This window comes from Ruficoccus amylovorans (assembly GCF_014230085.1).
GTDB classification, from domain to species: domain Bacteria; phylum Verrucomicrobiota; class Verrucomicrobiia; order Opitutales; family Cerasicoccaceae; genus Ruficoccus; species Ruficoccus amylovorans.
In genome coordinates this window covers 293,900-316,990 of sequence record NZ_JACHVB010000014.1, presented here as the reverse complement: position 1 = coordinate 316,990, position 23,091 = coordinate 293,900, and the positions used below count along the sequence as shown (strand labels likewise).

Genomic DNA, 23,091 nt, shown 5'->3' with positions numbered 1-23,091 from the left:
AAAGATGGGGCGAGGGGCAGGAGTCGAACCTGCAAGCTCCGGGGGATGAACCCGACCGAGTGCCTCATTCACCCTCGCGTGACACCTGCGCATTCGTGTCAACCAGGCTGGAAAGCTGCGTGCCCTGCGGGCGGTAAAGCATTTCGACGGGAACACCGTATTTCTCAGCCGCATCGAGGATACGCCGGGCATTCTGGGCGCGGATCTCCAGTTGCTCGTCAAAGTCCTGCCCGAGTTCGGCGTAGTGCTCGGAAAGAGTTTTGAGGCCGGTTTCCACGTCGGCCCGGTTCTGCTGGGCCTCGCGCCCGGCATCCACGGTGATGCGCCGGGGCGTGACGAAGCGCACCCGGTGCCAGCCCTTCACGGCTGCTAGTTCTCCCCGGTCGATGGCGTCCCCGATCACGTAACCCCACGTCGGCTTGAGAAAACGTTGAATCAGGATCATCTGCCGGAAAGAAAAACGCCGGTCAGCCTTGGCCACCACCAGGCGCACCCCTGCCCCGCCGATCTTAGCCGAATCGAGCACGAACTCGTAGGGCAACATCCCAGCGGCGGAATCGCGTTTCAAGTGTTCGAGGAAACCCGTGAATACCGGGCTGGGCCGATCCGACTGATAGCTTTCCAGCGATTCGTTAGGCTTGAGGGAGACGACCTTGCCGCCGACAATGCGCTGCACCTGTTGCGGATCACTGCCGTCCTCGGCTTCGCCATCGGCCTGCACCATAAAATCGCCCGACTCGTCGATTTCACCACTTTCGCTTTTGAGCACGCGGGAAATATCCGCGTTGTCTTTCACCGCGTGCTTTTCCAGCGCCAGCAATTCGATTTCATCGAGCAAATGATTGATTGAGTGTTGGAGCGTGGGGGCGCTGCGGGCACCACTGGCCGACTCCGGCTCAAAGACGTGCATGACCGCGCTCGCCGGAACATCCCGCGTGCTGTCATCATCCTGCCGGACACGGTAAAAGGCGGGCGCGCCAAAGCGGTCAAAGCCGATACCGTCGATGGTTTCGGCAGTCGCGCTCCCCTGCCCCACCCGGTGCGTCTCCACCAATTGGATACGCGGACGCCCGAAGCGGTCCCGCACCTTGACGACGAAATACTCCCCGTCCACATCGACACCCCGGCAAACCAGACTCTGGCACTGCTCAAAGCTGAACCGCCCCGTGATGTCGGCCCGCTGTGCCCAGCGCGAGAAAAGGTCTTCGGCTGCTTTGTTCCAGGCCGCGTCAGCCGTCTGGGCCTGTGGCTTGATGCCGTCGCTCACCGAGTAGATGGCCATATCGCTGACCATCTCCCGAACGAAGCCGGAGTTCTTGTGCAGGTAGCGGCTTTTGCGCACCAACTCGCGCCGGACTGCCGAGGTCAGTTCTTTCTTCGCGTCGGCGGGAGCCGCGCCGGGCACACGCCCGCGACGGAGAGACGTGTTGGCCCCTTCATAGGAGGAAAGGCCGAGGAACTTGAAGAATCGCTTCAACATCACTTGGGCAGGTGGCCAATGACGGCGGATTGTACGGCAGTTCGCCGGGGACGGGCGTAGGTCTCGGGGGCCAGTTTCACGAGGGCGTCCTGGCAAGCCCGGATAATGACATGGATTTCATCCAGGCGACGCTTGCTCACGCTGGAACCGTCGTTGGCGTAAGCAGCCTGCGTCTTTTTCAGTTCTGCTTTCTGCACCGCCAAAATCTCCTCGATTTCCGGCACGGTGAAGCCGATGCTGTAATCAATCACGTCCGCCATTACCGCTGGCAGGCGTGTCAACAATGCTCTCCCGCCCGATGATCTTGAGCATGGTGGCTGCGGCGGCCTGCATGGACTCACAGTCCCAGTAGTGATTCGGTCGCTTGCCGATCTGCTTCCACATCCAGGTGTTTTTTTCTTTGGTGCGATGTTCGGATTCCATCTGGGAAAGGTATTCCTCGTCGATGTCGTCGGGGACTTCCCACGTCGGGCCCTTGGCCGGGTCCTGGTTGCGCCGCAGGCGGGCCAGTGTGTCCTTGATGTTGAGGTTCGACCAGTAATGGACGTAGCAAGACTGCCGGGTGCCGAGTACGACTTTGCGTCGAGGGGAATAGAAACGCTGCACACCGCCTTTCTCTTTGCTTTTATGAGGGAAGGTCAGTCGCCGGTCCCCGATCAGTGCCACCCAGCCTTTTTTCGAACACTGTCGGTATACGTCATAGGTGGCGTGCCCTGCATCGACAAACACCAGGTTCGGGTGGATATCATACCTCTCCTGCAAGAGTTCGATGTCATCGAAGGTCAAGAGGCGCTCATTCCAGACCAGCCGGGAGGAACCGTTCGGACTCCACGAGCGCACGACGGCGAACAGGTGGTCCATCTGGCAATCCACCGTGAGGATGCGCAGTGGTATGACTACGCCCTCGAACGGTGGCGCAACTACCTTCCCCTGGCGAGTGATGCCGCCTTCTTCTTCCCAGGACTCACCCTTGCGATAGCCGCAGGTGGCGATTTCCATTTTGTAATCTTCGACGTATTCGCGCCAGGGAAGCGCGAGACGCTTCTGATAAAACTGCTGCAAGAGCGACGTGTCGCCCTGACGGGCGGCGGCTTTCGCCCGCAGGTAGAGTTCGGCCAGCTTGCCCCAACTCATGGCGCACAGCGCGTTCCAATGAAAGCCGACATTCTCCGGGGAGGCATTGGTGTTGGTGCGGATGTATTTGCCGGTGGCGTTCAACTGGCGGCGGGTGGCGTCCGAGTCGGTGAAGTAGTGGTTACAGTGCGTGCAGCGCAGGATGGTCGAATCGCGCACAGCGGAAAAATCCCAGTTCCCCTCGGCGTCGCGGGCCGACTTCGACCACTCGACATTTTCCCAGGCAAAGGGCTGGCGCTTGCCGCAGTGGGGACACTCGAAAGTCCACTCGCGCATGTCGGTCGTCTCAAACTTACGGTGGGTGTCGTCGTTCTCCTCGCCACCTTGGCTCATGAACACGCACTTACCCAGCCAGCCGAATGCGGTCACGCGGGCCTCGGCTTCTGCCATGTTCCCGGCAGGCCAACGCCAGGTTTCGTCCCCAAAGAGCCAGCGGATGGAACGGCGCTGGAGGTTCGTCTTGTTGTGCGCCCCCAGAATCCACAGCGTCATGCCGTTTGAAAAATGAACCGTGTGGTTGCGCCGCTTGTGGCGGTCGCGGGGAAAGAGATCCCTCACCGGTTCGCACTCCTCAAAGAGCTTCTGCAAGCGTGACTCGGACTGGTCCTTGGCGTCCTCGTCGGTCTGGTCGAGCCACAGGCATGGCCCCGGCAAATTCTTGACGATGTAGCACAGAGTCAGCTCGGGGATAGTGGTCTTCGAGGACTGGACGCTGGCCAGAATCGAAACCAACTTCACGCGGGGATCGACGATGACCTCCATCACTTCCCTTACCCACGGGGAATTGTCCGAGCGAAAACGTCCCGGCATGGGCGAATACGGGATGGCGGGGATGTGATCCTCGCACCACTGCCACGGGGGGCGGCGATCCGGGGGGCGCACGCCTTCGGCAAACATGCTGGCGATGTCCGCATTCATGAGCCTGTCCAGCCCTGAAAGAATTCGTAGGCTTCGCGCCGGGCCTCGTCGATGGCCCTGGCGTTTTCCTCGCGGATGCCGACTGCATCCTTGCCGCAGGACAGCGGCGGCAACTCGTCCTCCAGGCGTTTGTGCAAGATGGCGAACAGACGAGCCAATCCTTCGAGCACCGCCCGGCGCACATCTTCGCGGTGCAGGTAATCGCCACGCTTGATCGACAGCCGCAGTTCGCGCTCCTCAATGTCCACCAGCAGACGGCGGGCTTTCAGGGCCTCAGTCGGGTGGCCAACGTCGTTCGAGCCCTTCAAGCCCCGGATTCGGATGAACTCACGCCAACGGGCCACTTCGTGTTCGCCGTTGGGCAGGGGCTCGGGAGCGCCTTCCATTTTTCTCCAGGAACTCAGGGTCCGGCGCGTGACTCCGAGGATTTCCGCAAGCTGGACAAGGTTCTTGGCGTAAGTAGTCGAGTCCTGAGAGCCTGCTGCCAGTGCTTCGACCCGCGCCCGTTCCGCCGAAGTCAGCGTTTTGCCACCGGCAACCTTCTTGATGACGTTCTCCAAATCCTTCTGGAGAACCTTTTCCGCCGCCTCGCTGTTGATGCTCATCGGGGATCAGCGGATCAGGAGCCAGCCGCAGAACTGGAGATCCTTGAAGACAAGTTCGATTTGCGAGAAACCGGCGGCACGGAACTCGGTTTCGTTTTCGGCAATGGTTTTCGGGAACATGCACCCACGCAAGGCATGGGCCTTGTTGATGACCTGGGCGGGGGTCAAGCCGTTGCTGATCTTCATGTCCCAATAAAGCTGCTGGATGATGTCCTGCGTGGTCGGATAACTGCCGAGCACCTTTTCCACCACGAACAGGCCACCGCCGCGCTCAATCGTATTGGCAATTTGATACACGAGTTGCTGGCGGGCCTGGGGGCGCAGGAATTGCAGGGTGTACAGCGCGACCCCGTAGGCGAAGGGCGGGATATCGGAAAAACGCTCAAGGTCGGTGAACGTAACCTCAATGCCCTTGCTGGCCGCCTGTGCGATCATGGCCTGCGAGTTATCGTAGCCGATCAGCGTAAGAGCCTTGCGATGGCGTTCACGGATAAGACGCAAGGTCTCGCCGGTGGCCGCGCCAAAGTCCAGCACGGTGCAATCCGGGTGCGTGAACCAGTCCGAAAAGGTGGCGGCGAGTTCCTGCACCCGGTCATACACGGGGACGCTTTTGCGGACGTGTTCATCGAAATGCGGGGCGACGTGCTCGTCAAAGACCCAGTTGCTCGCTTCGGTCGTGATCCCGGTGTCGGCTTCAATGTCGGCGCTCATGCCGACAGGGACGTGTCAAAGGGATTTGCTTGATTTTCTACAAAATCGATGCAAAAGTAAGGAATGACCATGATGCAGGCAAAAGTCACCTCCAAGGGGCAAGTCACACTGCCCAAGCAGATCAGGGAATCCCTTTCGATCAGGACTGGAGACCGGCTTGAGTTCTCACTGGAGCCTTCCAACAAGATTTCGATCCGGAAGAAACGGCGGCCAGGCTCTTCAGCCGGTTGCGCCAAGCATCTGATCAAGCCCGGACAAAAGCCGCTTACCGGTAAGCAGATGGATGAGGCGATCCGGGGCCACATGAAGAAGAAATATTCTGATCTGCTCAAAAGCGAATGATCGCGTTCGATACCAACCACCTGCTTCGTCACGTCCTCGACGACGACACCAAGCAGTGCGCTCACGTCCATTCTTTGATCGAATCGGCGGAATCCGCGGACGAGCAAATCCATCTTCTCGATCTGGTCCTGATGGAAACCTGCTGGGTGCTGCAAAGCGGTATGGACTTTGACCGGGAGGGCTGGTGCCATGTTCTTGATAACCTGCTGCAAGACCCGGTGTTTTCGTTTGATGACAGTGGGCGCTTGTGGAAAGCGTTGGACAGGTACCGCAAAGGCAAGGCGGACTTCGATGACTACCTGATACTCGGTCACTCCGAGTCAATCGGCGCAAAACTGGAAACCTTCGACAAGAAACTGAAGAAGGAGCTTTGAGTGAAAGACGACTTGGATCGCTGCTAAGGCGAAAATGGATGCCATCGAGAAGAACTGGAAAATTACAAAGTCCTCACGCGTCAAACCGGGATCTCCGTCAACTCCGCATCAGTGACGCGGATAGCCCTGATCCCGTAGCGGGCATACATGGCGCGGGTGCGGGGGTTGCTTTCCAGACCGAAGTAACCAGAGCCCTCTGCGCCGTATTGGGGGAAGATGTGAGTCTTCAAAAGGTGCTCTTTGATCAGGTTCGGGTAGGCGGAGATTTCCGCGAAGTAGGCGTCCATCGGCTCCCACCCGCACTTTTCCTTGATCCGGGCCAGCGTAACCTCACGGTAGCGATTCGGGCGGGCCGTGATGAGGATGACCTGATGGGGCCGGAGCAGGTCCACCAGCCATTGTCGGTATTCCTCCTGTTCAATCTGGCGGATGAAGGGACGCGTGGGCGGCGTACCCCGTTGCGGAGAATTCGCCACCAGCGTGTAATTGAGGTCCAAGAGATAGATCATATCGCCACCCCCAGTCGTTTGGAAAAGGCTTCCCGGGCCAAGTCCACCAGTCCCATACGGGAGCCATCGGGATAGGGAAGATCGAACTCGAACGTAATCGCTTCCAGGAGCCGGTCGATATCGACCGGGCGGGCGTGTTCGCATTTGGCGGTGATGTTGTTGCTCAACTCCCGGATGCTAACAGAGCGGTAGAAGGGAGTCCATAGCTGATGGAATTCTTTTTGCGTGTGGTACTTCTGGACCTTCGGTTTTTCCTGAAAATCCCCGATGCGCACGCCCGGTTCGTAGTCGAGCCGAAAGGCGATATTGCCCGAGTTCGACTTGTTGAGGAACGCTTTGCCGTTGACCTGTCGCCAGCCAGTTTCACCCACGCTGGAAGCACAGGCGTACACCTTGGTGTGGGGTTTGCACAGGGCGGTCAACAGAACGGCGATGTGCTCGCGGTCGGACTGGAACGGCACGGAGTTGAGCACGCTGGCCAAAAAGATCGAAGTCCACTCGGTCCCCTCCCCTACGGCCTGCAAGAATTCCCGCACCAGTTCGAGGCTGCGGGCCTTGTCTATTTCCGTCCGGGTGATGTGGTAGGGCTCGAAGGGCGTCACGGACAGCCCTGCCCGGCGCAGCATCTTTGTTTCGGTCAAGTGGCCGGCCCCGAAGTCGAGGATGCTCGTGCCGTGCTCACGCACCCAGGCGGCACGCTGCTTCGGATTAAAAATGTCAAAGCTGTGGCAGGGCTTCGAACCGTGGACGGCGAAGATGAAGCCGTTGCCCAACTCCTCCCGCACGCGGCGGGCACGCCGGAAGGAATTGTAGCGGAGCAAATCCGCGTAACGGGTATGCACGTCAAAATCCATCGAGAGCAGGTTCATCATGGCGCGGGCGAAGTCGGCTTCCTCGTCGGAGACATAGACCACCGGGGCGGTCTCGAACTTCTTTTCCGCCATCATCTCCAACCGTCCGATGCCGTTGACCACGGTGCCATCGCGGCGACAAACCAGCGGCATCAGGATACCCTGGCGATGAAGCGTGCGGGCAAGGTTGCGGGCGTACTGGAGCCAGCAGTTGGCGTTGGCCCGGCACAGTTCCTTCACGCTGACCAGACTCGGACGCAGGCAACGAATGAATTCCGGCGAGTCCACCGCTTTGTCCGGGATGGATTCGGCGAACTGGTGAACATCGAGCGAGGCCAGTTCACGGGTGGCTTTCTCCGGCGTGGTGTGCCAGTCAAAATCGTTTGTGGCCCGGTTGAAGACGATGTTGAGCGCCTTGCGCTGGGCAATCGGCATCGACTTGGTGCGGAAAACCGGGATCTGCGTTGCCCCCATGCGCGAGGCTACCAGGTGGCGCTGGTGCCCGGAGAGGATTTCCCCGTTACTGTCGGCAAAGATGGGCGCAAGGAAGCCGAGCTTGCGAAGGGATAATTCAATCAGGTCCAACCGCTCGGCATCGGCACTGCGCGGATTGTACGCGCTGGGCTGAACCGCGTCTATGGATTCCAGCGTCACGTTGCTCATGCTCCCAGTCTCCGGCGTAGTTCCTTGACGACAGCTTCCTTGTCGAAGCCGACGTTCTGCTTCACGCTGTCGATCCACGTGAGGTAATCTTCCTGTGTCAGCTTGAAGCGATAAAGGCCGAGAGCAATCGTCACGTCGCCCTTGTCCAGTTCGTCATCGCCATCGTCGTCGCCCGGCGCGGTGTCATCACCCTGCAAGAGGCTGTCCAGGTCGGTTTCATCGAAACCGGTCAGGAGGGTGTCGAAGTCGGCCACACGTAATTCCTCGATAATGCCTTCGAGTGAATTCAGATCGAGACTGGCCAGTTCCGCCAGGCGGTTGTCTGCCACCAGCACGGCCATCTCGTCGTTGTCCGAAGCAAAGTCCTGGTAATCCACAGGCACCAGTTGGACACCAAGCTCGCGGGCCGCTTCCAATCGGCCATGCCCGGCCACGATGAAGCCGGAACGTTTCGAGACCGTGATGGGATGACGCCAGCCAAAGTAACGAACGTTCTTTGCCAGCAATTCAACCTGGCGTGCCGGGTGCGTATTGGGGTTACGCGGATTGGGCTTCAAATCCTCAACCGAAACCAGCTTGTCGAAGCTGCACCACACTTCGATCCCGTCTGCCAGTCCTTTCGCCTTGGGCATTGCCGCTTTGCTCATGCCTGCGGCAACGGTGTCAATTCTCATCGAACAACATAGCTTGAGAGGCAATGTGAGGGGACGTTTCAATCAGGACGGGGCATGGATGCCTCTGGAGACTGCAACTTAGTCTCCGGCTCGCTGACGGCCTGTGCGGAGCTATCTCCCAGGAACGGGAACGGTCGAACCAACCACGGGGCGAAGCAGTAGCCGTTCACTAGGCAGGCTTTGATGACGGTCGGGTTGATGTCCTGGGCGTAGAGCCGGTAAGAGTGATTACTGGCGTGAAGGATCATACGCCCGGTGCCGACGCAGGGATCGCAGACGGTTTTGAGGCGGTAATCGTCTCCCTCAGGAAACGTCATCTGGACCATCATTTCCACCACATGCTCGGGCGTGGGAAAGAACCCAGCCCCACGCCCGTAGCGGTTTTCGGCCATTAATTCCCCGAAAGTGTCGCAGGGCCAGGCGACCATGGCTTCGAGGCAAAACACCTGATAGAGTCGGCTGAATGCGCCGGGGGCAGGTTCAGGCGGCGGCTCTTTCTGGCGGCTGTCTCCGAAGCCGTAGAGCAGCCAGTTCAGATAGTAGTCGAACAGTCGCCAACTGTCCCATCCCTGCCATCCGCCGTAGCTGGAGACGCAGTCGAGGGACTTCTCGTGCATCTTGCGCGGCAGCGGTGCCATCGGCTCAAATTCGATACGGGGGATGGGATCCTCCAAGATGTGTCCGGCTTCCATCGTGCGCGTCCAGTGGTCCCACCGGCCCCAACAGCGGCTCTCCACTTCCAGGAGGATCGGCAGGAGCCAGCCGTGACCGGGGGGCGCGATCTCCAACTGGCGGTCCGGTTTTCTCGGCCAGTCAGAGGCGGTTTCGATCATCCGCCGCAGGACTTGCCGGAAATGGCTCCGACTGCCCTCGGCGGCGGGTGGGCATGGGGACGGTTCCCCGTCCTTTCATGCCTCCCGGCGTTCCCGCGCCCAGCCTTCGCGGGTGATGCGTCCGCGCAGGGTGTTCAGCGGCACGTTCATGATCGCCGCGACATCCTTGGGGCCGCGCCCTTCCATGTAGCAGGCTTTGATCGAGGTCCAGTCGTAGTCGCTGTGATTGCGTGTGGTCGCCCCGGACGGCGGCGGGTCATCGTGCGTGATCTCCAGTTCGCCCTGACTGCCGTTCCTGCCGAAGTCGCCGCTGACTATATTGTCAGCCTTCGGCTTTGGTTCGCTCGCCCGTTGCTGGGGTAGGCACGAAGTGCCGTAGGGGCTCTGCCCCTCAGTGTCCCGTGCGGACACGCACTCGGCGACGAGCTCGCGGATCAGCGTGACGGGGATCTCGGTGATGGCAAAAACAAGGCCGGTCAGGTTCGACCGACCAAGCTGTTCCTTCAAGTGCTTGAGGGCGGCTCCTCGCGTGCGTCCGAGGAAGCGGCCTTCATACAGGGTCTTGTCATTTTCTTCGCAGACGATCCAGTATAGTTTGTTCATGGTCTGATGTGGGTTGGTGGTTATGAGTCGTGAGGTTCAAAAGTCGTGGTCGATGTAGGGCAGGACAATTTCCAGCGCGTCCTCGTCCTCATGGAGATAGCGGACATAGTCCTCCGGCGTGTTGAGCGTGACGCCCTCGACTTCGGCGAAGAGGCGCACGGTTTCCATGATCGGTTCGGGGACTTGGGACAGGTCGATCTTCATAGCTTATGGCGTTCAGGGTGGTTCCATTTCAAAAGATGGCCGGAGGTTTCCGTCACCAGACCGGCCCGTTTGAGGGTGTCGAGAATCAGGTCGTAATCCCGTAATTCTATCTTTCCCATCAGACGGGCATAGAGTTCGCCCGAGGGAATTTCGCCCAACTCGCGAATGGTTTCCGCGATGGCGTGTATGGCGTCCAGCGCCGTCTGCATCTGCTGACGCATGGCTTCCCCTTCCGTGTTTGATTCTTCGTTATTCATTGGAGTCCATAGGTTTCCGATTCTATAAACACTCTGACAGGGTGACAAATCACGTCTAGGGTAATCGTAATCTTTCGGTCGTTCGCTCGGAACGACTTACCCACCGAGAGGACAGAAATCGGGCGGGAAACAGGTGGGAAATTTCCCACAGCGATTTCCCATCTGTTTTCCAACCACCCCTCAATGGCCATGCGGATTGGCGAGCGGTGAAGGGTTGTAATTTGTGGGAAATGAAAAAATCGAGGTGTCTCTCAAACGGACCGGTCTGCTGAGGGACCCTACTCTCCGTGGCCGCTGCTAAAAGATTCCTTATCGCCCCTCGGCCTCAGCGATGGCCTCGCGCAGTTCCTGCACGATATCGATGACCGGCTGAAGCTCGTCTATAACATCGCGCATGGTGTCAACGTCATCGAGGCTGACCACGCCCTTGCGCTTGAACTTTCCCCAGAGCACGACGATGCGCGTGACGAAGAAAGTCATGTTTTCCTTTTTCCGGTCCGTCTCCGGCACCGACATGTCTTCGGGCTTGGCCACGCGTCCGAGCAGGATGGACTTGGCCAGACGACGAGCGGACATCGGTTTGCCGTTTTGCTTGTCGCGTTCCTTCTGCGCGACCTTAAGCCACTTCTTCTTTTCCTCGTCTGTTTTCAAGGACGCGACCTTGCGGTGGTGCTCGAAACTCAAATTTAGTACGCGCATACTAAATTGGACTTTCAGCGCGACTCGGGCGTACATCGCCAGCGTGTTGTAATCGAGCCCCGTGATCGTCATCGCGTTCTCGTAAGTGTTGCCCCACTCTCCCCGACCGTTGCCGTAGTTGAGCCAGTCACCAATCAGGAAACCGATGGAACGACCGGCCTCGCCGAGCTTCGTCCCCAGTTCGGTCCACTCCTGCTGGTCGAGGTCACCCAGGAACTCGATACCAACAGGACTGAGCCGAAACGCTGGAGAATCAGTGGGCATTGCGAGAATGGCAGTTTCGGGCGCGTCGTTCATACACGCTGCGCGCTGTCAACTGGCGCATGGCACGCGTCGGAGGCAGGTCCAACGCGTTGGAAATCTCCACGCAGCGCTTGCTCACCGCCGCCCGACTGATGCCGTGACGCCGGGCGATCTCGGTCATCGAGTTGCCGTCGTAAATGATCCCGGTCGCCACCGCCAGGCAATCGGTCGTGAGCTGGATGTTGTCCTGCGAGATGAGCTCGGCAATGACCCGGCGCGCCACATCGATCAGGCTGTGCCCGGAATCGGAAGGCGGGGCCTCATCGCGGATCTCCACCGGGGCGGCCTGGTGCTCGATGAACTCTTCGCTGTCGCGCTTACCGGTGTGGTACACGGGCAGGTCCGGCCCCTCGATCCCAGCCTTGGCAAGCTGCCTGCGTTCCTTGGCCGAGAGCTTGGCCCAGGCCTCGGCGTACTCGCGGTCACGGTCGCGCTGACGCTCGGCGTAATCACCACGGCTCATCGCGCACCTCCGCTTTCGATTTTTTCCCGCTGTCAAAACCTCCCGCTGCTGTCACGGTGGGGTTAGGGGTTAGCCTGCCGTCAAAATCACCCCCAATACTCTCCCCCCTAGGGGGAGTATTGGGTTTTGACGGCGGCGGTGTCGAAATAGAGTCGGGTTTTGACGACGGGTTTTGACAGCAGCCCGATTTTGCCTGGTTGCGAGACTGACTTTCAGCCTTTTGATGTTCACGCCAGCGACGGCGAACGGTGGAAGTGGAGATGTCGTACTTCGCTGCCAGCACCGTTTCCCGTTCCCGGGTCAGTCGGGTCATGCGCTCAAACTCGACAATGGGCGTAAGGGCCTTGGGGCGGCCTCCAAGGGACGATTTGCCACCGACGGTATACCTCCCTGACGACTCTTCCTGCTGTGGCTCTGCGCACTGCTGCCAGCAGATACCGGTCTGGCCGTGACGAACGAAGATGGCTTCGGTCGCATTGCCCTGCGTGTCGGTCATCCCGGCCCGGCGACGGCGTTTGCACAACTCGAAGCGGAAGGTGGGCGGCTGGCCATCGGGCGTCTTCGCCCTCATGAGCACGGCTACTTCCCGCGCCCAGTTGGTCAGCGCCGATGAGCCCAGGCCGCTATAAGCGTAGTCCGAGCCGGTCCAATGACTGCGGGCCTTCGAGTCGGACGGCGGCTTGCCGGTATGGTGCATGAAGCACCAGATGATGCCGGTGCGCTCGGAGATGGGGTTGAGTTGCCGCCCGCAGAATTCGGAAATCACTTTCTGCTGGCTGGCGTCGTCTCCGATGTAGTTGAGCAAGGGGTCGCCCCACACGAGGTCGGGTTTGTGGCGCTGGATGAGCACGTCAGCGGCCTTGGCGAAGTCCGCGCCGCTGTGGATCGTATCGCGGTAGAAGATGATGTTCTCCTCCATCAGCGGGCGATGATCGTCTTTCAGGCCCATCCCGATGCGAACGCCCTGGTACATCTCCGCGAGGTCTCCAATATCGTTCTCGGCCTGTATGATGAGGCTCCTGAGCGGGCGCACGGGCCGGATGTTGAACACGGGCAGACCCAGCGCCCACATGACGGCGAGTTGCATGGAGAAGGACGATTTGCCGATACCAGACTGGCCGACAATGACGAGGCTCCCGCCCCGGCAGAGCCAGCGGTTGCCCAGCACGTTGTTAGGGTCGTTGCCGGTATCGTAGTCCCCGAGTTGGGACACCCGTAGGGGTTCGGCCAGGCCCAGGCCGTCGCCCTCACGTTCCCATGCCTCGAAGGACGCTGGACCGAGGTTGACGGCGAGCAAGCGCTGGACGGCATCCCCGCGACGCCCGCCGGGACAGCGGGAGAAGCGCGAGGGATTACGGTTCTGGCTGTCGATGACAAAGCCCTCGGGGAGTGACTGCCACAGGCGTTCACGCCGGACGTGGTATTCGTCGCGGGTCTTCGCGTCTACCCGCACCCAAGCATGAATACTGTGACCGCCCGAGTCGATCAGGGCGGCGATAGGGAGCCCACTGTCGCGCAGGATGCGCTCTTGTTCGGACTTCGGGATGCGGTCGCTCTCGATCAGGGTGTGCCGGAACGCCGTCACATCCTTGTCCGTGCCATTGGATTTTTGCGTGACGGGGTTGATGCGAATGTAGAGGCCGTGCCGGGTGGAGAACAGGCGTTCGATGCCGCCCTTGACCGCAGCCCGCTCCAGCCACTGGTCGCGGGTAAAGACGTTGATACCGCCGTGCTCGGGGATGGCGCGGGTCTCCCCATCGGGCAACGTGCCCGGCGCAAGCGAGAGAATGTCATCGGCCTTAAAGCACGCCTTGAGAAAGGACTCAAAGGGGTGCCTTTCGCTGTCAAAACCGTTTTGACGACGGGAAAAATCATAATGCTCGCCCGCCCGAAACGCCACTTTTCCGATAGTCGAGCGCAGGGCGAAATTGGCGGCAGCGATTTCTTCCTTACAACTGTCGTGGAAGCAGTGGATCGTCGGGGCGTAGCCATTGTCGGCGTCCAGATAGACCCGGCAGTCACGTTCCCGGCTCGGCGTGGTGTGCTTATGGGCACCGGGGCACTGGCAATAGCCGGAGTGTTCATCGGTCCAGTCTACCGGCCCCACCACGTCCTCGGCCACCTGCCGAAAATCGGATGGCACTTCGAGAACGCCTTTCGATGTGTAGCGAAAAGCCATTACATCGCCTTCCAGTTAAAGTGTTCGTCGAGGAAAACCTGCGCCTCCTCGAAGGTGGCCAGTTCCGGCTCGGGGTAGTTGAACTTCCGTAGCCAGTTCAGTTGCTTGGGGGTGGCCAATCCGTGCTCCCGGCGCATGAACAGCAGGTCGAGGATCTTCGAGGCGTGTCCCCGGCAGCTCACGCAGTCGGTGTCGAACCCGGCCTTGGCCAGCGTGATCAACTGACGGTCGCTGGGTGGCTTGCCCTCCCAGGGCAGTTCCGGCTCGTAATCGGCCAACTCCACCGCCTTGAGGCTGAGACAAAACTCGATGGCGTCGATAGTGCGGGCCTTCCGGCTAGCGGCCTTCACGAGGCGTTCCTCCAGATGCGACTGGCGCACTTCCTCTACATCTTCCTCGGCTTCCAGCAAATCGACTTCGCCGCCGCCGGAGAGGCGTTCGCTCAATTCGGTCGTCTCCGCTTCCGAACGGGCAATCAAACGGGCCGGACGGATGAGGGAATGATCGTCGGTCAGGAACAAGGGGTCCAGCAAGAGCAGGTTTTCCTTCCCCTCGGCAATGCGTGTGCCGCGCCCCACCATCTGCTGAAACAGGGACAGGCTTTTCGTGGGGCGCAGGATGAAGACGCAATCGGTCTGCGGATGGTCCCAGCCAGTCGTTAAAAGAGAGGCATTGGACACAAGGTCATACTCGCCCCGCTCGTAAGCCCGCAGGCCCTCACGGTCGTTGCCGTCCACATGGACGGCGCGGATGCCTTCCTCACGGCAAGCATCGGCAAAGGCCTTGCTGCTGGCAATCAGGGGCAGGAAGGCCACGGTGCGACGCCCATGAGCATGTTCGGCAATCAGCCGCGCCGCCTGACGCAGGTGCGGCTGGATCACATCGCCCAGGTCGCCCTCGTTGTAATCACCCGCCGTGGTGCGCACCTGCGACAAGTCCACCGGCAGTGGCACGCTTTTGATGACGATGCGCGAAAGCCAGCCTTCCTTGATGAGGCGGGCCAGCCCGATCTCGACGGAAATCTTTTCGTAGAAGCTGCCGAGTTGGCGGCGGTCGGAGCGGAACGGGGTGGCCGTCACCCCGAGCACTTTGGCAGAGTCGAAGTGCAGAAGCACCTGCGCCGCCATCGCCCCAAGCGTGTTGCGATGGGCTTCATCAACGATAACCAGGCCGAAGTAATCCCGTGGCCACTTGTCCAGCCTGCGGCAGATGCTCTGGGTGGTAGCGACCACCACCCGATCCCCGACAAGGGCTTTTGAGTCGGCCATTTCGATTCCGGCAAATTCCCCGGCGTACCCGAAATACTTCTCGGCGTTTTGGCGGACCAGCTCCTGCGCGTCGGCCAGAAACAGGCAGTTGCCCTTCCAGTCGCGCATCAGGTCCGAGGCGAGAATGGTCTTTCCCGCGCCGGTGGCGGCGACGCCAAGGATGTGGTCATGCTCCCGGAAATCGCGGCGCACCGCCGACAGGAACTCCTGCTGGTAGGGGCGAAGGTCAAAACGGGACATCGTCGTCAACCTCCGGTTGTGCCTGCGCGGTAGCGGGCGGGGTTGCCTTGAGGGTGGCAGTCGGCACACGGTCCGTGATCCACAGTTCCACCTTGTTGCTCTTTTTACCCTGGTACTCTTCGATGCGGAGCCGGGCATGGCCCTGACGCCCTTCGAGAGCGGCGGCGGCGAGTTCGACTTCCTCGCCCTCAACCACCCGATCGCCGATGGCTTTGCGGAAGGTGTCGATCTTCCAAAAGCTCGCTTCGGTGGCGACGAGGTAGTCGTAGAGGTGGACGCCATGCCCCTCGACCTCAAGCTTGAGCTTGATCATGTCGTCACCGGCTTTCGAGAGGGTCTCAGAAGCCTCGATCACAGTGACAAGATAATCGCCGTTGGGCACGAAGCGGGGCAGATTGTCTGCGTTTTGAGAGGTGTATTTCATGATTTTAAAGAAGGGTTGTTGTCGGTGTCGTGAGGCGGGGTCGCCGGTTCGCTTTCCTTGGCTCCCATTCGGGATGCACCGGAGCCGTGGGCTTCGAAGCGGGCCTGCATCAGCGCACTGGACTCACTGAGGTCAGGGTCGTAATCACGGAGGCGCTCGGCCCGCTGCTCATAGGCGTAAAAGTCTTCCTCCATCATGACGCCCCCCCGTCCGAAGCCTTCTTGCTGAGGAAACCGATGGCCCGGGCGGCCTGTTCCATGGTGAGATCGTCCCAGCTTTCCGCACCGGCCAGGACCTCGGCATCGAGCCACTGGAAGAGCTTCGCCATCTGTTCCTGCCCGTAGCCGAGTGTCTTCCAAAGGGCCTGGATGTTCTTGATCTGCTGGCCGGTGGCGGGCTTGCCAGTGTCAGCGGGCGTTGATTTCGCAGGTTCCTCAGATTTCGCAGGCAACGATGCGGGCGGCTGGGTGGCAGGTTGCTGACTCGTGGCCGGGAAGACATGAGCGATGGCCGCGAACTCCATCGGGAGCACATCGTCGAGGCCGTGGCGGTTCTTCGCGTCGAAGGCCGCGCAATGAGCGGTGTAGATCCGGCGTTCCTTCCCCCCGACCGCCTTTTTTCGGCCATCGGTTTCCGTCACCTTCGTGAAATAGTTCACGAACAAAAGCAGGTCGCACCATTCCTTGAGCAGCGGGGCGCATTGCTTGGAGAGCTTTAATTCGTAGCGGTCGTAGGCCCCGCCAGCATCGGGCTGCTCAAACTTGCGGATGGTGGAGTGCGCCACCATGACCAGGTGCATCCCCTGGCCACGGAGCCCTTCGAGCGACTGCAAGAAGCGCGAGAACTCCTCTGAGAGGTAAGTGTACCCCTTGCCATACCCGAAGTCCTCGATTCCGTCCTTGTGGGCTTTGCGGCAGATATGCTCGATGAGCAGGCGTTCCAGCCAGTCCACCGTGTCGATAACCAGTGTGTGGAAGCTGTGGGCGCTCTGCCCCAGTTGGGCGACGAGGGCCAGGATATCCTCCCAATTCTCGGGCTGGGCAAACCGGGTGACGTTCAGGTGGATGGTGCCGCCTTCGGTGTCGAGGAAGACCGGTTCAGGGAAGGCAGCGGCGAGCGTGCTCTTGCCGATGCCTTCGGGGCCGTAGATGACGACCCGCTGAGGTTTTTCGACCTTGCCGGAAATGAGCGGCAGGCCCGTTGCAGTATTCTTTGGCATAATGTTACTGGTTGTTAAAGTTCCGGTCGTATCCGGTGTTCTCGGGCGACAACTGGCCGCCCAGATACCGGGTGATGGTGTCAAGTGCCTCATCGAGGCCCCGGCACAGGACGGTGGCGTAACCGCGATGGCGCAGGCGCATCAGCCATTCGCGCTGTTCGGGTGTGGGGTGGCCCCGAGCCGTCTTCAGCTCGATGAACAGGCCGTGAAAGCCGCCCGCCGACAGCGGCAGGAAAATGTCCGGGACGCCCGCCTTGACGCCTTCGGCCTTCAGCATGGCCCCGGTGATGGCGTCACGGGCCCCGCCATTGGGGATGGCGAACATCAGTTTCAGGCCGGGATGCCGGGCGCTGGCGTACTTCGCCCACTTGAACAGAGCCACCTGGAGCCGGTGTTCCTCGTTGCGGCGGTTCACTTACGGCCCCCTTTCCGTTTTGAGCCGAGCCCCCGCATCCGGGGCGCGTCATTGTTCTCGAAATCCAGCACCTCCTTCAGCGTGAAGCGGTAGGGCCGAAAATCGCGCAGGGAGCGTAACTGCTTGTCACGCACCAGGCGGCGGACGGCCTCCGGGCACAGGCTCCAGCGCTCGGCCAGTTCCTCCACCATGAGGGTGCATTTGGTTGCCGGGGTGTGTTGGGAAGAGACAAGCTCGCTCAGGGTGGCCACCTGACGGCTCAGATGATCGAGCTTGGCCTCGATTCGGGTTTGTGTGTCGTTGCTCACGCCCCCTATGGAGGACATGTCCCTTGTCCTTCGGATTGTCCCTCGTCAAAACGCCCGCCAGCCCGCATCAACACAGGGATAGGACCGCCGAAAAAACTTTGAAAAAAGTAAAAAGGACAAGGTACCTTGTCCTTCCGTTGTCCTTCGGATGCCCCGGATTGGGGCACAAAAAAGCCCCTCCGCGCCTGCGGAAGGGCTTTTCTGGGGTCACAGCTCTATCAAACCGGCATAATCGAGAAATACCGCTCGGCTGCCTGCCGGTGGGCCACCCCCAGGTAATGCCGCCAGAGGATGTCCTGATTGCGGTGGCTGACCAGCAAGGCCGTCTTACCCGGGTCCTGGTAAAGGGCGACATGGTAGCTGACGAAGCTGTGGCGCAGGCAGTTTTTCGGAGGGAACTTCGCCGAGACGCCCTGTTTGCGGGCGGTGGCTCGGGAAACGAGGAGCCCTGCCCTCTCGTAGGCCTGTTCACGCGCTTTGGCGATCTGCCGGGGTGTCAGCCTAAAAGCCGCCTTCGGGGTGCGTTCCAGCCAGGTCCACAGGTTGTCGGGCAAGCCCTCAATGTAATGACGGCGGCGCTTCTTGGCCTTGTCGGCCGGGATCAGGATGCCCCGGTTGGCAAAGTCGATTTCCTCCCAGCGCACACGCTCAATGGCCGAGGAACGCATCCCCGCGAAGGCCCCGAGGGCCAAGAGACCGCAAATGGCCGGATCAACGCCCTCACTGGCCCGCAGGAGGCGTTCGGTCTCCTCCACCGTCAAGATACCCGGCTCCTCGCCGACAACAGCAGGCACCGCCACCGCATCCCCGGGGCTGCGGGCAATCCATTCCTGCCGATAAAACCACTTAAAGGCTGACGCCAGATAGCTGCGCTCGTGCCGGAGGGTGATCGGCTGGAACGGCAATTGCCCCAAATACCCGCTGATTTGCTCGGCGGTGATGGCGTCCAGTCCGTGACCACCGTACTGGGCGGCGAAACGGTAGAGGGACTTTTGTGCGTGAGCGATGTATTCCGACGTGCGTCCGGCCAACCGCAAGTGCTCCAGATAAGCGACAACGCCTTCATGGAGGGTACGCTGCCGAGGCCTCCCCTGCACCCGGACCCACAACTGGGCCATCTCCACCGGGTCCGCCAAGCCGGTCAACTCGTCAGCCTCCTGCCAGCGCCGAACCCGCGCCTTGTCGATCGAGAACACATCCGTACCGTGCTCAGCCAATTGCCGGGAAAACGTCCGGATGAAGCGGTCCCGCTCCCGCTCCGAGCCGAAAAAACGCGTTTTCATCCTGCCGTTGATCCACCAACGCGCCTCCCAAGGGCTCCGACGCCCCTCTCGGTAGTGTGCTTTGACCTGCATACAGAGAACAGGTCATGTCAAACAGGATGCGATATCGGATTACCTCCTTCTGTATTGGGGGCATTGACTTTGCGAAACAATTTGGTCAATAAATGATACACCTCACCTTCAGCCGTCTAACCGACAGATCAATACCATGGATCAAGACTATCTCAATCTTAACGTAAAACCCCACTTGATTGAAGATTTGGGTGTAAATCTGTACACAAGCCTATCCAAAGCCCTCGTAGAATTTGTAGCTAATTCACACGATGCAGACGCAACATATGCAAAGATCTACATGGACTCAAACCAAATCCTGGAAGGTCGAAAAGTTGCTCGGAAGAAGTGGGAACTCAAAAACGCGGAGTCAAAAAACGGGGATGTTAGAAACTCCTTAGAACGAGCAAGCTTGGACGAATCCATAAAGATAGTGATCGAAGATGATGGCCATGGCATGACACGACAAGAATTACAGGAAAAATTTCTAGAAATAGGCCGTAGGCGAAGGGGAAATGATTTGGCTCAGAGATCACCAGGCAAACGTGTTATTATGGGACGGAAGGGTCTTGGTAAGCTAGCCGGATTTGGGATTGCTCATAAGATGACCGTCGCATCTAAGTCAAAGAAGGACAATTGCGCGCGTGAGATAGTCCTTGACTATGAACAAATGCTATCAGCCGACTCAACTGGTGACATACGTATTCCGATACGCACTCTAGATAATCAAGAATGGGCAGGGGGGGATTCAGGAACAATCATCACCTTAAACAACTTAACATTTTCCGGGACTACTGGCGCTCAGAGTGCTGCCATCAATACTGTTGCTGAGTATTTCAGGATGGTTGATGTTAACGATTTCTCCATATGGAAGAAGGATAGAAATTCTGAAGATTTAGTCGAAGCAGGAAAGAGGGATTATGTCTATGGGTTTCCCGAACGAGATAATGAGAATGACGACTTTGAAGAAATGGTTTCCTTGGAAGTCGAGCTTGGTGACGAGAAAAAATATACGATCAAATACAGGATACGCTTTACTCCACCGAAAGGGCAACTCCGGGAAAACGAACGCGGCATAAGAATCTATGCCCATGGTAGATTAGCTGCCGCTCCGTCATTGTTTGAAGTAAAAAGCAGTGCCAATGGGTATCAATACACAAGCTACATGGACGGAGTTTGTATCGCCGACTTTATCGACGAACAGCCGATTGATTATATAGCAACCGACAGGCAAGGATTACGATGGGAAACTCAGTTTTTAAAGCCCCTCCATTCTGTATTACAAACACAAATTCTCAATGCATTGAACGAGTTTGCCAAGAGCCGTGACGAATCCGCCGCCAGAGAAGTCCGAAAGGATTTGTTCACAAAAGAAACGATAGATTCTGCGAATTTACCAAAGCATCGAGAAACTTTAGCCTACAAGATTGCTGTAATATTAGCTAAAGCGACTGGTGAAAGGACACAAGCTAAGTATTACAAGCAGGCCCTGCCATTGGTAGTTAAAGGCCTCGGAAAGGGGGACATTCTTGACACAATCTCAAGTTTGGCGGCACTCGAATTACCCGACCTATCTCCCGTGGTGAAGGAAATCACTGAGCTGACAAAACAAGAATTCGGGGATTTTCTTTCGTTTGCACAGGGGCGTATAGATGGGATTGTCGCCCTGAAAAAAATCTGCAAGGCTCAGGACTTCAAAAAGTCAAAGAAAGAAAAAGAGCTTCAAAAATTATTTGAGGATAATCCATGGCTAATTGATCCGACGTTTTTCCAGTTTATGTCAGCCGACCAACGTCAAGACTTGGTTAACCAAAAGTTGGCTCAGTCCCTGAAAATAGGCGATTACGTTGAAGCAGGATACGATCCGGATTCAGATGACGAAGTAAAAGACGGCGGCGAAAACCGGAGGCCCGATTTAGTGTTCCTTCTCAATAATGACTCATTAAAAAGAATAGTCATAGTTGAGTTAAAAGCTCCTAATGTAAGCTTAAATCACGACCATCTGATGCAACTTAAAGATTATATCAGAATGAGCAGAACCTGGCTAAAAGCTCACAAGTCAGAAAGTAGCTATAACGTAACTGGCATGCTAATTGGTTGCAGAAACCCCGAGTCCAAAGCACTTAAGATACAACGACTCCAACAGGAAGAAGAAGATCGCACGGACGGGGCCGACTGGGTGGTTTACGATATTTTTGACGTGTTGGAACGATCAGAAAATGCGCACCGAGAACTCGTCGACATATACAGCAAAGCCGAGAGTGCCGATGACTCTGAATAGCGATTTACTTTTTACGAGATTTGCTTGATAGCGCACTTCTAAGTTCGCTCTGCCACCTCTCAGGAGGGACACTTTCGAGTAGTGTTAGCAGATACTCGATTTGATCTAACGATGTTTTCCCGTTCACCCAACGGGATATTGTCGCAGCCTGAACTCCGATTCTTTCGGCGATTTCTTTGCCTGTAATGTTGCGACCTTCCGACGCTCGTACCTGACCGATCAGTGCGTTGACCAGCTTGACCGCACGTAATCGATTTTTGCTTTTCATGGCCATTAAATTACGTAAAACATAATTTATCTTGCAAAGTCAAAAAAATATTATGATTTTAGTAATTTATGAGTGGCGTTCTATCAAATCCTACCGTGGTTGATTTGTTCTCGGGGGCAGGCGTGTTCAGCCTCGCATTTCAGGATGCAGGGGCGCAGCTGGTCCGGGCTTACGAACTCGACGAAGCTGCGGCGAACACTTATCGAAGAAACCTGGGAGATCACATAGTCGTTGGCGACGTAAAGGCCGCTCACCCGGAAGGCAGATGCGACATTCTTATTGCTGGGCCCCCATGCCAGGGATTCTCGACCAGTGGCAAGCGTTCGGCTGACGATCCGCGCAACCAACTAAGCCGTATCGTTCCCATATGGGCCGAAAAGCTCCAGCCGCAGGTTATCGTCATTGAGAATGTTGCACCGTACCTAAAGTCAGCCGTATGGGAGGAAAACCGTAACACCTTTGAACGAATGGGATATCACGTTGAGGCATTTCTAGTTAACGCACTTGATTTTGGTGTGCCCCAGAACCGTGCCAGGTCGATTACAATTTGCTCGAAGAACGATATCCCCAACCTCGCACGCCCCAGGCGCTTCAAACGAAAGACAGTGAGGGATGCCTTCGATGGGTTAGGCGCCAGAGAAAAGCCGGAGATGCAGCATGTATGGTTTCAGCCAACGCCACTGGCTCTTGAACGCTTATCCCATGTGCCACCAGGCGGGGACATCAGAAATATCGCAGAGAAAGCGCCCGAGTTGGTTCCTAAGTCATGGTGGAAAGTAAGGAGCAAAATCATCGACATTTGGGGACGGCTAAGCTGGGAGGGGCCTTCCAAAACTGTCAAAGCCAGCTTCCCACATTTGTCAAAAGGACGCTACGCGCATCCGGAATATGACCGCTTGATTTCGATTAGAGAAGCTGCTCGCCTGCAAAGCGTACCGGACGGATTCCACTTCACCGGAACGATCTACCAATGTGCACGGCAGATAGGGAACTGCGTCCCCTACAAAATGGGGAAGGCCATTGCAACAGATGTAATCAATTCGTTGAACTGAAATCATCCAGGCATAAAGCCGGGATTGTTTGTCGTTGCCCATTAGGCAGCAGCGAGCCAAATTTGGAGCATGGCTGATATATATGACAGAGCAAAGCGCTCTCAAATTATGTCAGCGATCAAGGGGCGCGGCAATCTGTCAACGGAGGAACGGCTGAGGAAGCTTCTGGTAAAAAACGGCATTTCTGGCTGGAGGCGTCACCTGCACAGCCTTCCAGGAAAACCCGACTTCACATTCCCCAAGCAACGTGTTTGCATCTTTGTTCATGGTTGTTTTTGGCATGGATGTCCCCACTGTTATAAGCCCCCAAAGACCAACAAACGTTTTTGGCGCGAGAAAATCGCATACAACAAAAAGAAAGATCGACGCGATGCCAGACAGCTCAGAGAGCGCGGCTACAGTGTCCTTACGGTGTGGGAATGCAAATTGAGGAATGAAGATGCCATTGCTCGTCGAATCAAAAGATTCGTATCCCTCTAA

28 protein-coding genes and 1 tRNA gene are annotated in these 23,091 nt (G+C 58.0%); 5 read left to right on the top strand and 24 right to left on the bottom strand.

The features are described from left to right. Positions 1–5: 5 nt before the first annotated feature. From H5P28_RS05825 to H5P28_RS05800, 6 genes are all read right to left on the bottom strand, one after another. Positions 6–78, bottom strand: a tRNA-OTHER gene (locus H5P28_RS05825). Then, positions 65–1,480 carry a phage portal protein gene (locus H5P28_RS05820; protein ID WP_185674774.1) on the bottom strand — a complete coding sequence of 472 codons (1,416 nt, stop codon included), beginning with the start codon at positions 1,478–1,480 and terminating at the stop codon, positions 65–67. The genes H5P28_RS05825 and H5P28_RS05820 overlap by 14 nt, the downstream gene beginning before the upstream one ends. Further along, positions 1,480–1,740, bottom strand: coding sequence for a hypothetical protein (locus tag H5P28_RS05815; protein WP_185674773.1), 261 nt, complete (start codon positions 1,738–1,740; stop codon positions 1,480–1,482). Before H5P28_RS05815 ends, H5P28_RS05820 begins: the two co-directional genes overlap by 1 nt. Continuing rightward, positions 1,724–3,532, bottom strand: a complete 1,809-nt coding sequence (locus H5P28_RS05810) for a terminase gpA endonuclease subunit (RefSeq protein WP_185674772.1) — start codon at positions 3,530–3,532, stop codon at positions 1,724–1,726. Before H5P28_RS05810 ends, H5P28_RS05815 begins: the two co-directional genes overlap by 17 nt. Beyond that, positions 3,529–4,137, bottom strand: a complete 609-nt coding sequence (locus tag H5P28_RS05805; RefSeq protein WP_185674771.1) for a hypothetical protein — start codon at positions 4,135–4,137, stop codon at positions 3,529–3,531. The genes H5P28_RS05810 and H5P28_RS05805 overlap by 4 nt, the downstream gene beginning before the upstream one ends. Positions 4,138–4,143: 6 nt before the next feature. Next, entirely contained in the window at positions 4,144–4,848 is a 705-nt protein-coding gene (locus tag H5P28_RS05800; RefSeq protein WP_185674770.1) for a methyltransferase domain-containing protein, read from the bottom strand. 63 nt (positions 4,849–4,911) lie between these two features. On the opposite strand from H5P28_RS05800, the gene H5P28_RS05795 reads away from it, so the two are divergent. Both H5P28_RS05795 and H5P28_RS05790 read left to right on the top strand, forming a co-directional pair. Continuing rightward, entirely contained in the window at positions 4,912–5,190 is a 279-nt protein-coding gene (locus H5P28_RS05795; protein ID WP_185674769.1) for an AbrB/MazE/SpoVT family DNA-binding domain-containing protein, read from the top strand. Continuing rightward, positions 5,187–5,564 carry a type II toxin-antitoxin system VapC family toxin gene (locus H5P28_RS05790; protein ID WP_185674768.1) on the top strand — a complete coding sequence of 126 codons (378 nt, stop codon included), beginning with the start codon at positions 5,187–5,189 and terminating at the stop codon, positions 5,562–5,564. The genes H5P28_RS05795 and H5P28_RS05790 overlap by 4 nt, the downstream gene beginning before the upstream one ends. A gap of 80 nt (positions 5,565–5,644) precedes the next feature. Here the strand turns inward: H5P28_RS05790 and H5P28_RS05785 are convergent, their stop codons facing one another. The 17 genes from H5P28_RS05785 to H5P28_RS05705 form a co-directional block, all read right to left on the bottom strand. After that, a complete protein-coding gene (locus H5P28_RS05785) occupies positions 5,645–6,073 on the bottom strand; it encodes a hypothetical protein (RefSeq protein WP_185674767.1) in 429 nt (142 codons plus the stop codon). Further along, positions 6,070–7,587, bottom strand: a complete 1,518-nt coding sequence (locus H5P28_RS05780; RefSeq protein WP_185674766.1) for a ParB N-terminal domain-containing protein — start codon at positions 7,585–7,587, stop codon at positions 6,070–6,072. Before H5P28_RS05780 ends, H5P28_RS05785 begins: the two co-directional genes overlap by 4 nt. Further along, on the bottom strand, positions 7,584–8,234 hold the full coding sequence (locus tag H5P28_RS05775) for a ParB/Srx family N-terminal domain-containing protein (protein ID WP_221773366.1): 651 nt from the start codon (positions 8,232–8,234) through the stop codon (positions 7,584–7,586). Before H5P28_RS05775 ends, H5P28_RS05780 begins: the two co-directional genes overlap by 4 nt. 65 nt (positions 8,235–8,299) lie before the next feature. Beyond that, entirely contained in the window at positions 8,300–9,094 is a 795-nt protein-coding gene (locus tag H5P28_RS05770; protein ID WP_185674764.1) for an N-6 DNA methylase, read from the bottom strand. Between the two features lie 75 nt (positions 9,095–9,169). Then, entirely contained in the window at positions 9,170–9,697 is a 528-nt protein-coding gene (locus H5P28_RS05765) for a hypothetical protein (RefSeq protein ID WP_185674763.1), read from the bottom strand. Between the two features lie 36 nt (positions 9,698–9,733). Beyond that, positions 9,734–9,901: a hypothetical protein gene (locus tag H5P28_RS05760; protein WP_185674762.1), complete on the bottom strand. Its 168-nt coding sequence runs from the start codon at positions 9,899–9,901 to the stop codon at positions 9,734–9,736. Beyond that, positions 9,898–10,158 (bottom strand): hypothetical protein, encoded by a 261-nt coding sequence (locus H5P28_RS05755; protein WP_185674761.1) that lies wholly within the window; start codon positions 10,156–10,158, stop codon positions 9,898–9,900. The genes H5P28_RS05760 and H5P28_RS05755 overlap by 4 nt, the downstream gene beginning before the upstream one ends. A gap of 309 nt (positions 10,159–10,467) precedes the next feature. Beyond that, positions 10,468–11,121 carry a hypothetical protein gene (locus H5P28_RS05750; protein WP_185674760.1) on the bottom strand — a complete coding sequence of 218 codons (654 nt, stop codon included), beginning with the start codon at positions 11,119–11,121 and terminating at the stop codon, positions 10,468–10,470. Further along, positions 11,111–11,623, bottom strand: coding sequence for a hypothetical protein (locus tag H5P28_RS05745; protein ID WP_185674759.1), 513 nt, complete (start codon positions 11,621–11,623; stop codon positions 11,111–11,113). Before H5P28_RS05745 ends, H5P28_RS05750 begins: the two co-directional genes overlap by 11 nt. Continuing rightward, positions 11,610–13,802 carry an AAA family ATPase gene (locus H5P28_RS05740; RefSeq protein WP_185674758.1) on the bottom strand — a complete coding sequence of 731 codons (2,193 nt, stop codon included), beginning with the start codon at positions 13,800–13,802 and terminating at the stop codon, positions 11,610–11,612. The genes H5P28_RS05745 and H5P28_RS05740 overlap by 14 nt, the downstream gene beginning before the upstream one ends. Continuing rightward, a complete protein-coding gene (locus H5P28_RS05735) occupies positions 13,802–15,310 on the bottom strand; it encodes a DEAD/DEAH box helicase (RefSeq protein ID WP_185674757.1) in 1,509 nt (502 codons plus the stop codon). The genes H5P28_RS05740 and H5P28_RS05735 overlap by 1 nt, the downstream gene beginning before the upstream one ends. After that, positions 15,297–15,734 (bottom strand): DUF669 domain-containing protein, encoded by a 438-nt coding sequence (locus tag H5P28_RS05730; RefSeq protein WP_185674756.1) that lies wholly within the window; start codon positions 15,732–15,734, stop codon positions 15,297–15,299. Before H5P28_RS05730 ends, H5P28_RS05735 begins: the two co-directional genes overlap by 14 nt. Further along, on the bottom strand, positions 15,731–15,931 hold the full coding sequence (locus H5P28_RS05725) for a hypothetical protein (RefSeq protein WP_185674755.1): 201 nt from the start codon (positions 15,929–15,931) through the stop codon (positions 15,731–15,733). The genes H5P28_RS05730 and H5P28_RS05725 overlap by 4 nt, the downstream gene beginning before the upstream one ends. After that, on the bottom strand, positions 15,928–16,953 hold the full coding sequence (locus tag H5P28_RS05720; protein ID WP_185674754.1) for an AAA family ATPase: 1,026 nt from the start codon (positions 16,951–16,953) through the stop codon (positions 15,928–15,930). Before H5P28_RS05720 ends, H5P28_RS05725 begins: the two co-directional genes overlap by 4 nt. 4 nt (positions 16,954–16,957) lie before the next feature. Next, positions 16,958–17,368: a VRR-NUC domain-containing protein gene (locus H5P28_RS05715; protein ID WP_185674753.1), complete on the bottom strand. Its 411-nt coding sequence runs from the start codon at positions 17,366–17,368 to the stop codon at positions 16,958–16,960. Then, the gene (locus H5P28_RS05710; protein ID WP_185674752.1) at positions 17,365–17,694 is read right to left on the bottom strand and encodes a helix-turn-helix domain-containing protein; all 330 of its coding nucleotides are present in this window, start codon (positions 17,692–17,694) and stop codon (positions 17,365–17,367) included. The genes H5P28_RS05715 and H5P28_RS05710 overlap by 4 nt, the downstream gene beginning before the upstream one ends. A gap of 200 nt (positions 17,695–17,894) precedes the next feature. Further along, positions 17,895–18,959, bottom strand: a complete 1,065-nt coding sequence (locus H5P28_RS05705; RefSeq protein WP_185674751.1) for a site-specific integrase — start codon at positions 18,957–18,959, stop codon at positions 17,895–17,897. 208 nt (positions 18,960–19,167) lie between these two features. On the opposite strand from H5P28_RS05705, the gene H5P28_RS05700 reads away from it, so the two are divergent. Beyond that, a complete protein-coding gene (locus tag H5P28_RS05700) occupies positions 19,168–21,291 on the top strand; it encodes an ATP-binding protein (RefSeq protein ID WP_185674750.1) in 2,124 nt (707 codons plus the stop codon). 4 nt (positions 21,292–21,295) lie between these two features. Here the strand turns inward: H5P28_RS05700 and H5P28_RS05695 are convergent, their stop codons facing one another. Then, the gene (locus tag H5P28_RS05695) at positions 21,296–21,559 is read right to left on the bottom strand and encodes a helix-turn-helix domain-containing protein (protein ID WP_185674749.1); all 264 of its coding nucleotides are present in this window, start codon (positions 21,557–21,559) and stop codon (positions 21,296–21,298) included. A 68-nt stretch (positions 21,560–21,627) separates the two neighbouring features. On the opposite strand from H5P28_RS05695, the gene H5P28_RS05690 reads away from it, so the two are divergent. Beyond that, positions 21,628–22,611, top strand: coding sequence for a DNA cytosine methyltransferase (locus H5P28_RS05690; protein WP_185674748.1), 984 nt, complete (start codon positions 21,628–21,630; stop codon positions 22,609–22,611). A gap of 69 nt (positions 22,612–22,680) precedes the next feature. Beyond that, positions 22,681–23,091: a DNA mismatch endonuclease Vsr gene (locus H5P28_RS19985; protein ID WP_185674747.1), complete on the top strand. Its 411-nt coding sequence runs from the start codon at positions 22,681–22,683 to the stop codon at positions 23,089–23,091.

What these genes read in the sequence shown, in the direction of transcription:
- H5P28_RS05785 (WP_185674767.1), bottom strand. Translation starts at nt 6,073, where the DNA reads ATGATCTATCTCTTGGACCTCAATTACACGCTGGTGGCGAATTCTCCG.
- H5P28_RS05795 (WP_185674769.1), top strand. Translation starts at nt 4,912, where the DNA reads ATGACCATGATGCAGGCAAAAGTCACCTCCAAGGGGCAAGTCACACTG.
- H5P28_RS05820 (WP_185674774.1), bottom strand. Translation starts at nt 1,480, where the DNA reads ATGTTGAAGCGATTCTTCAAGTTCCTCGGCCTTTCCTCCTATGAAGGG.
- H5P28_RS05725 (WP_185674755.1), bottom strand. Translation starts at nt 15,931, where the DNA reads ATGATGGAGGAAGACTTTTACGCCTATGAGCAGCGGGCCGAGCGCCTC.
- H5P28_RS05780 (WP_185674766.1), bottom strand. Translation starts at nt 7,587, where the DNA reads ATGAGCAACGTGACGCTGGAATCCATAGACGCGGTTCAGCCCAGCGCG.
- H5P28_RS05730 (WP_185674756.1), bottom strand. Translation starts at nt 15,734, where the DNA reads ATGAAATACACCTCTCAAAACGCAGACAATCTGCCCCGCTTCGTGCCC.
- H5P28_RS19985 (WP_185674747.1), top strand. Translation starts at nt 22,681, where the DNA reads ATGGCTGATATATATGACAGAGCAAAGCGCTCTCAAATTATGTCAGCG.
- H5P28_RS05695 (WP_185674749.1), bottom strand. Translation starts at nt 21,559, where the DNA reads ATGAAAAGCAAAAATCGATTACGTGCGGTCAAGCTGGTCAACGCACTG.
- H5P28_RS05735 (WP_185674757.1), bottom strand. Translation starts at nt 15,310, where the DNA reads ATGTCCCGTTTTGACCTTCGCCCCTACCAGCAGGAGTTCCTGTCGGCG.
- H5P28_RS05740 (WP_185674758.1), bottom strand. Translation starts at nt 13,802, where the DNA reads ATGGCTTTTCGCTACACATCGAAAGGCGTTCTCGAAGTGCCATCCGAT.
- H5P28_RS05810 (WP_185674772.1), bottom strand. Translation starts at nt 3,532, where the DNA reads ATGAATGCGGACATCGCCAGCATGTTTGCCGAAGGCGTGCGCCCCCCG.
- H5P28_RS05765 (WP_185674763.1), bottom strand. Translation starts at nt 9,697, where the DNA reads ATGAACAAACTATACTGGATCGTCTGCGAAGAAAATGACAAGACCCTG.
- H5P28_RS05745 (WP_185674759.1), bottom strand. Translation starts at nt 11,623, where the DNA reads ATGAGCCGTGGTGATTACGCCGAGCGTCAGCGCGACCGTGACCGCGAG.
- H5P28_RS05700 (WP_185674750.1), top strand. Translation starts at nt 19,168, where the DNA reads ATGGATCAAGACTATCTCAATCTTAACGTAAAACCCCACTTGATTGAA.
- H5P28_RS05775 (WP_221773366.1), bottom strand. Translation starts at nt 8,234, where the DNA reads ATGAGCAAAGCGGCAATGCCCAAGGCGAAAGGACTGGCAGACGGGATC.
- H5P28_RS05815 (WP_185674773.1), bottom strand. Translation starts at nt 1,740, where the DNA reads ATGGCGGACGTGATTGATTACAGCATCGGCTTCACCGTGCCGGAAATC.
- H5P28_RS05710 (WP_185674752.1), bottom strand. Translation starts at nt 17,694, where the DNA reads ATGTCCTCCATAGGGGGCGTGAGCAACGACACACAAACCCGAATCGAG.
- H5P28_RS05755 (WP_185674761.1), bottom strand. Translation starts at nt 10,158, where the DNA reads ATGAATAACGAAGAATCAAACACGGAAGGGGAAGCCATGCGTCAGCAG.
- H5P28_RS05800 (WP_185674770.1), bottom strand. Translation starts at nt 4,848, where the DNA reads ATGAGCGCCGACATTGAAGCCGACACCGGGATCACGACCGAAGCGAGC.
- H5P28_RS05790 (WP_185674768.1), top strand. Translation starts at nt 5,187, where the DNA reads ATGATCGCGTTCGATACCAACCACCTGCTTCGTCACGTCCTCGACGAC.
- H5P28_RS05705 (WP_185674751.1), bottom strand. Translation starts at nt 18,959, where the DNA reads ATGAAAACGCGTTTTTTCGGCTCGGAGCGGGAGCGGGACCGCTTCATC.
- H5P28_RS05720 (WP_185674754.1), bottom strand. Translation starts at nt 16,953, where the DNA reads ATGCCAAAGAATACTGCAACGGGCCTGCCGCTCATTTCCGGCAAGGTC.
- H5P28_RS05750 (WP_185674760.1), bottom strand. Translation starts at nt 11,121, where the DNA reads ATGCCCACTGATTCTCCAGCGTTTCGGCTCAGTCCTGTTGGTATCGAG.
- H5P28_RS05760 (WP_185674762.1), bottom strand. Translation starts at nt 9,901, where the DNA reads ATGAAGATCGACCTGTCCCAAGTCCCCGAACCGATCATGGAAACCGTG.
- H5P28_RS05770 (WP_185674764.1), bottom strand. Translation starts at nt 9,094, where the DNA reads ATGATCGAAACCGCCTCTGACTGGCCGAGAAAACCGGACCGCCAGTTG.
- H5P28_RS05690 (WP_185674748.1), top strand. Translation starts at nt 21,628, where the DNA reads ATGAGTGGCGTTCTATCAAATCCTACCGTGGTTGATTTGTTCTCGGGG.
- H5P28_RS05805 (WP_185674771.1), bottom strand. Translation starts at nt 4,137, where the DNA reads ATGAGCATCAACAGCGAGGCGGCGGAAAAGGTTCTCCAGAAGGATTTG.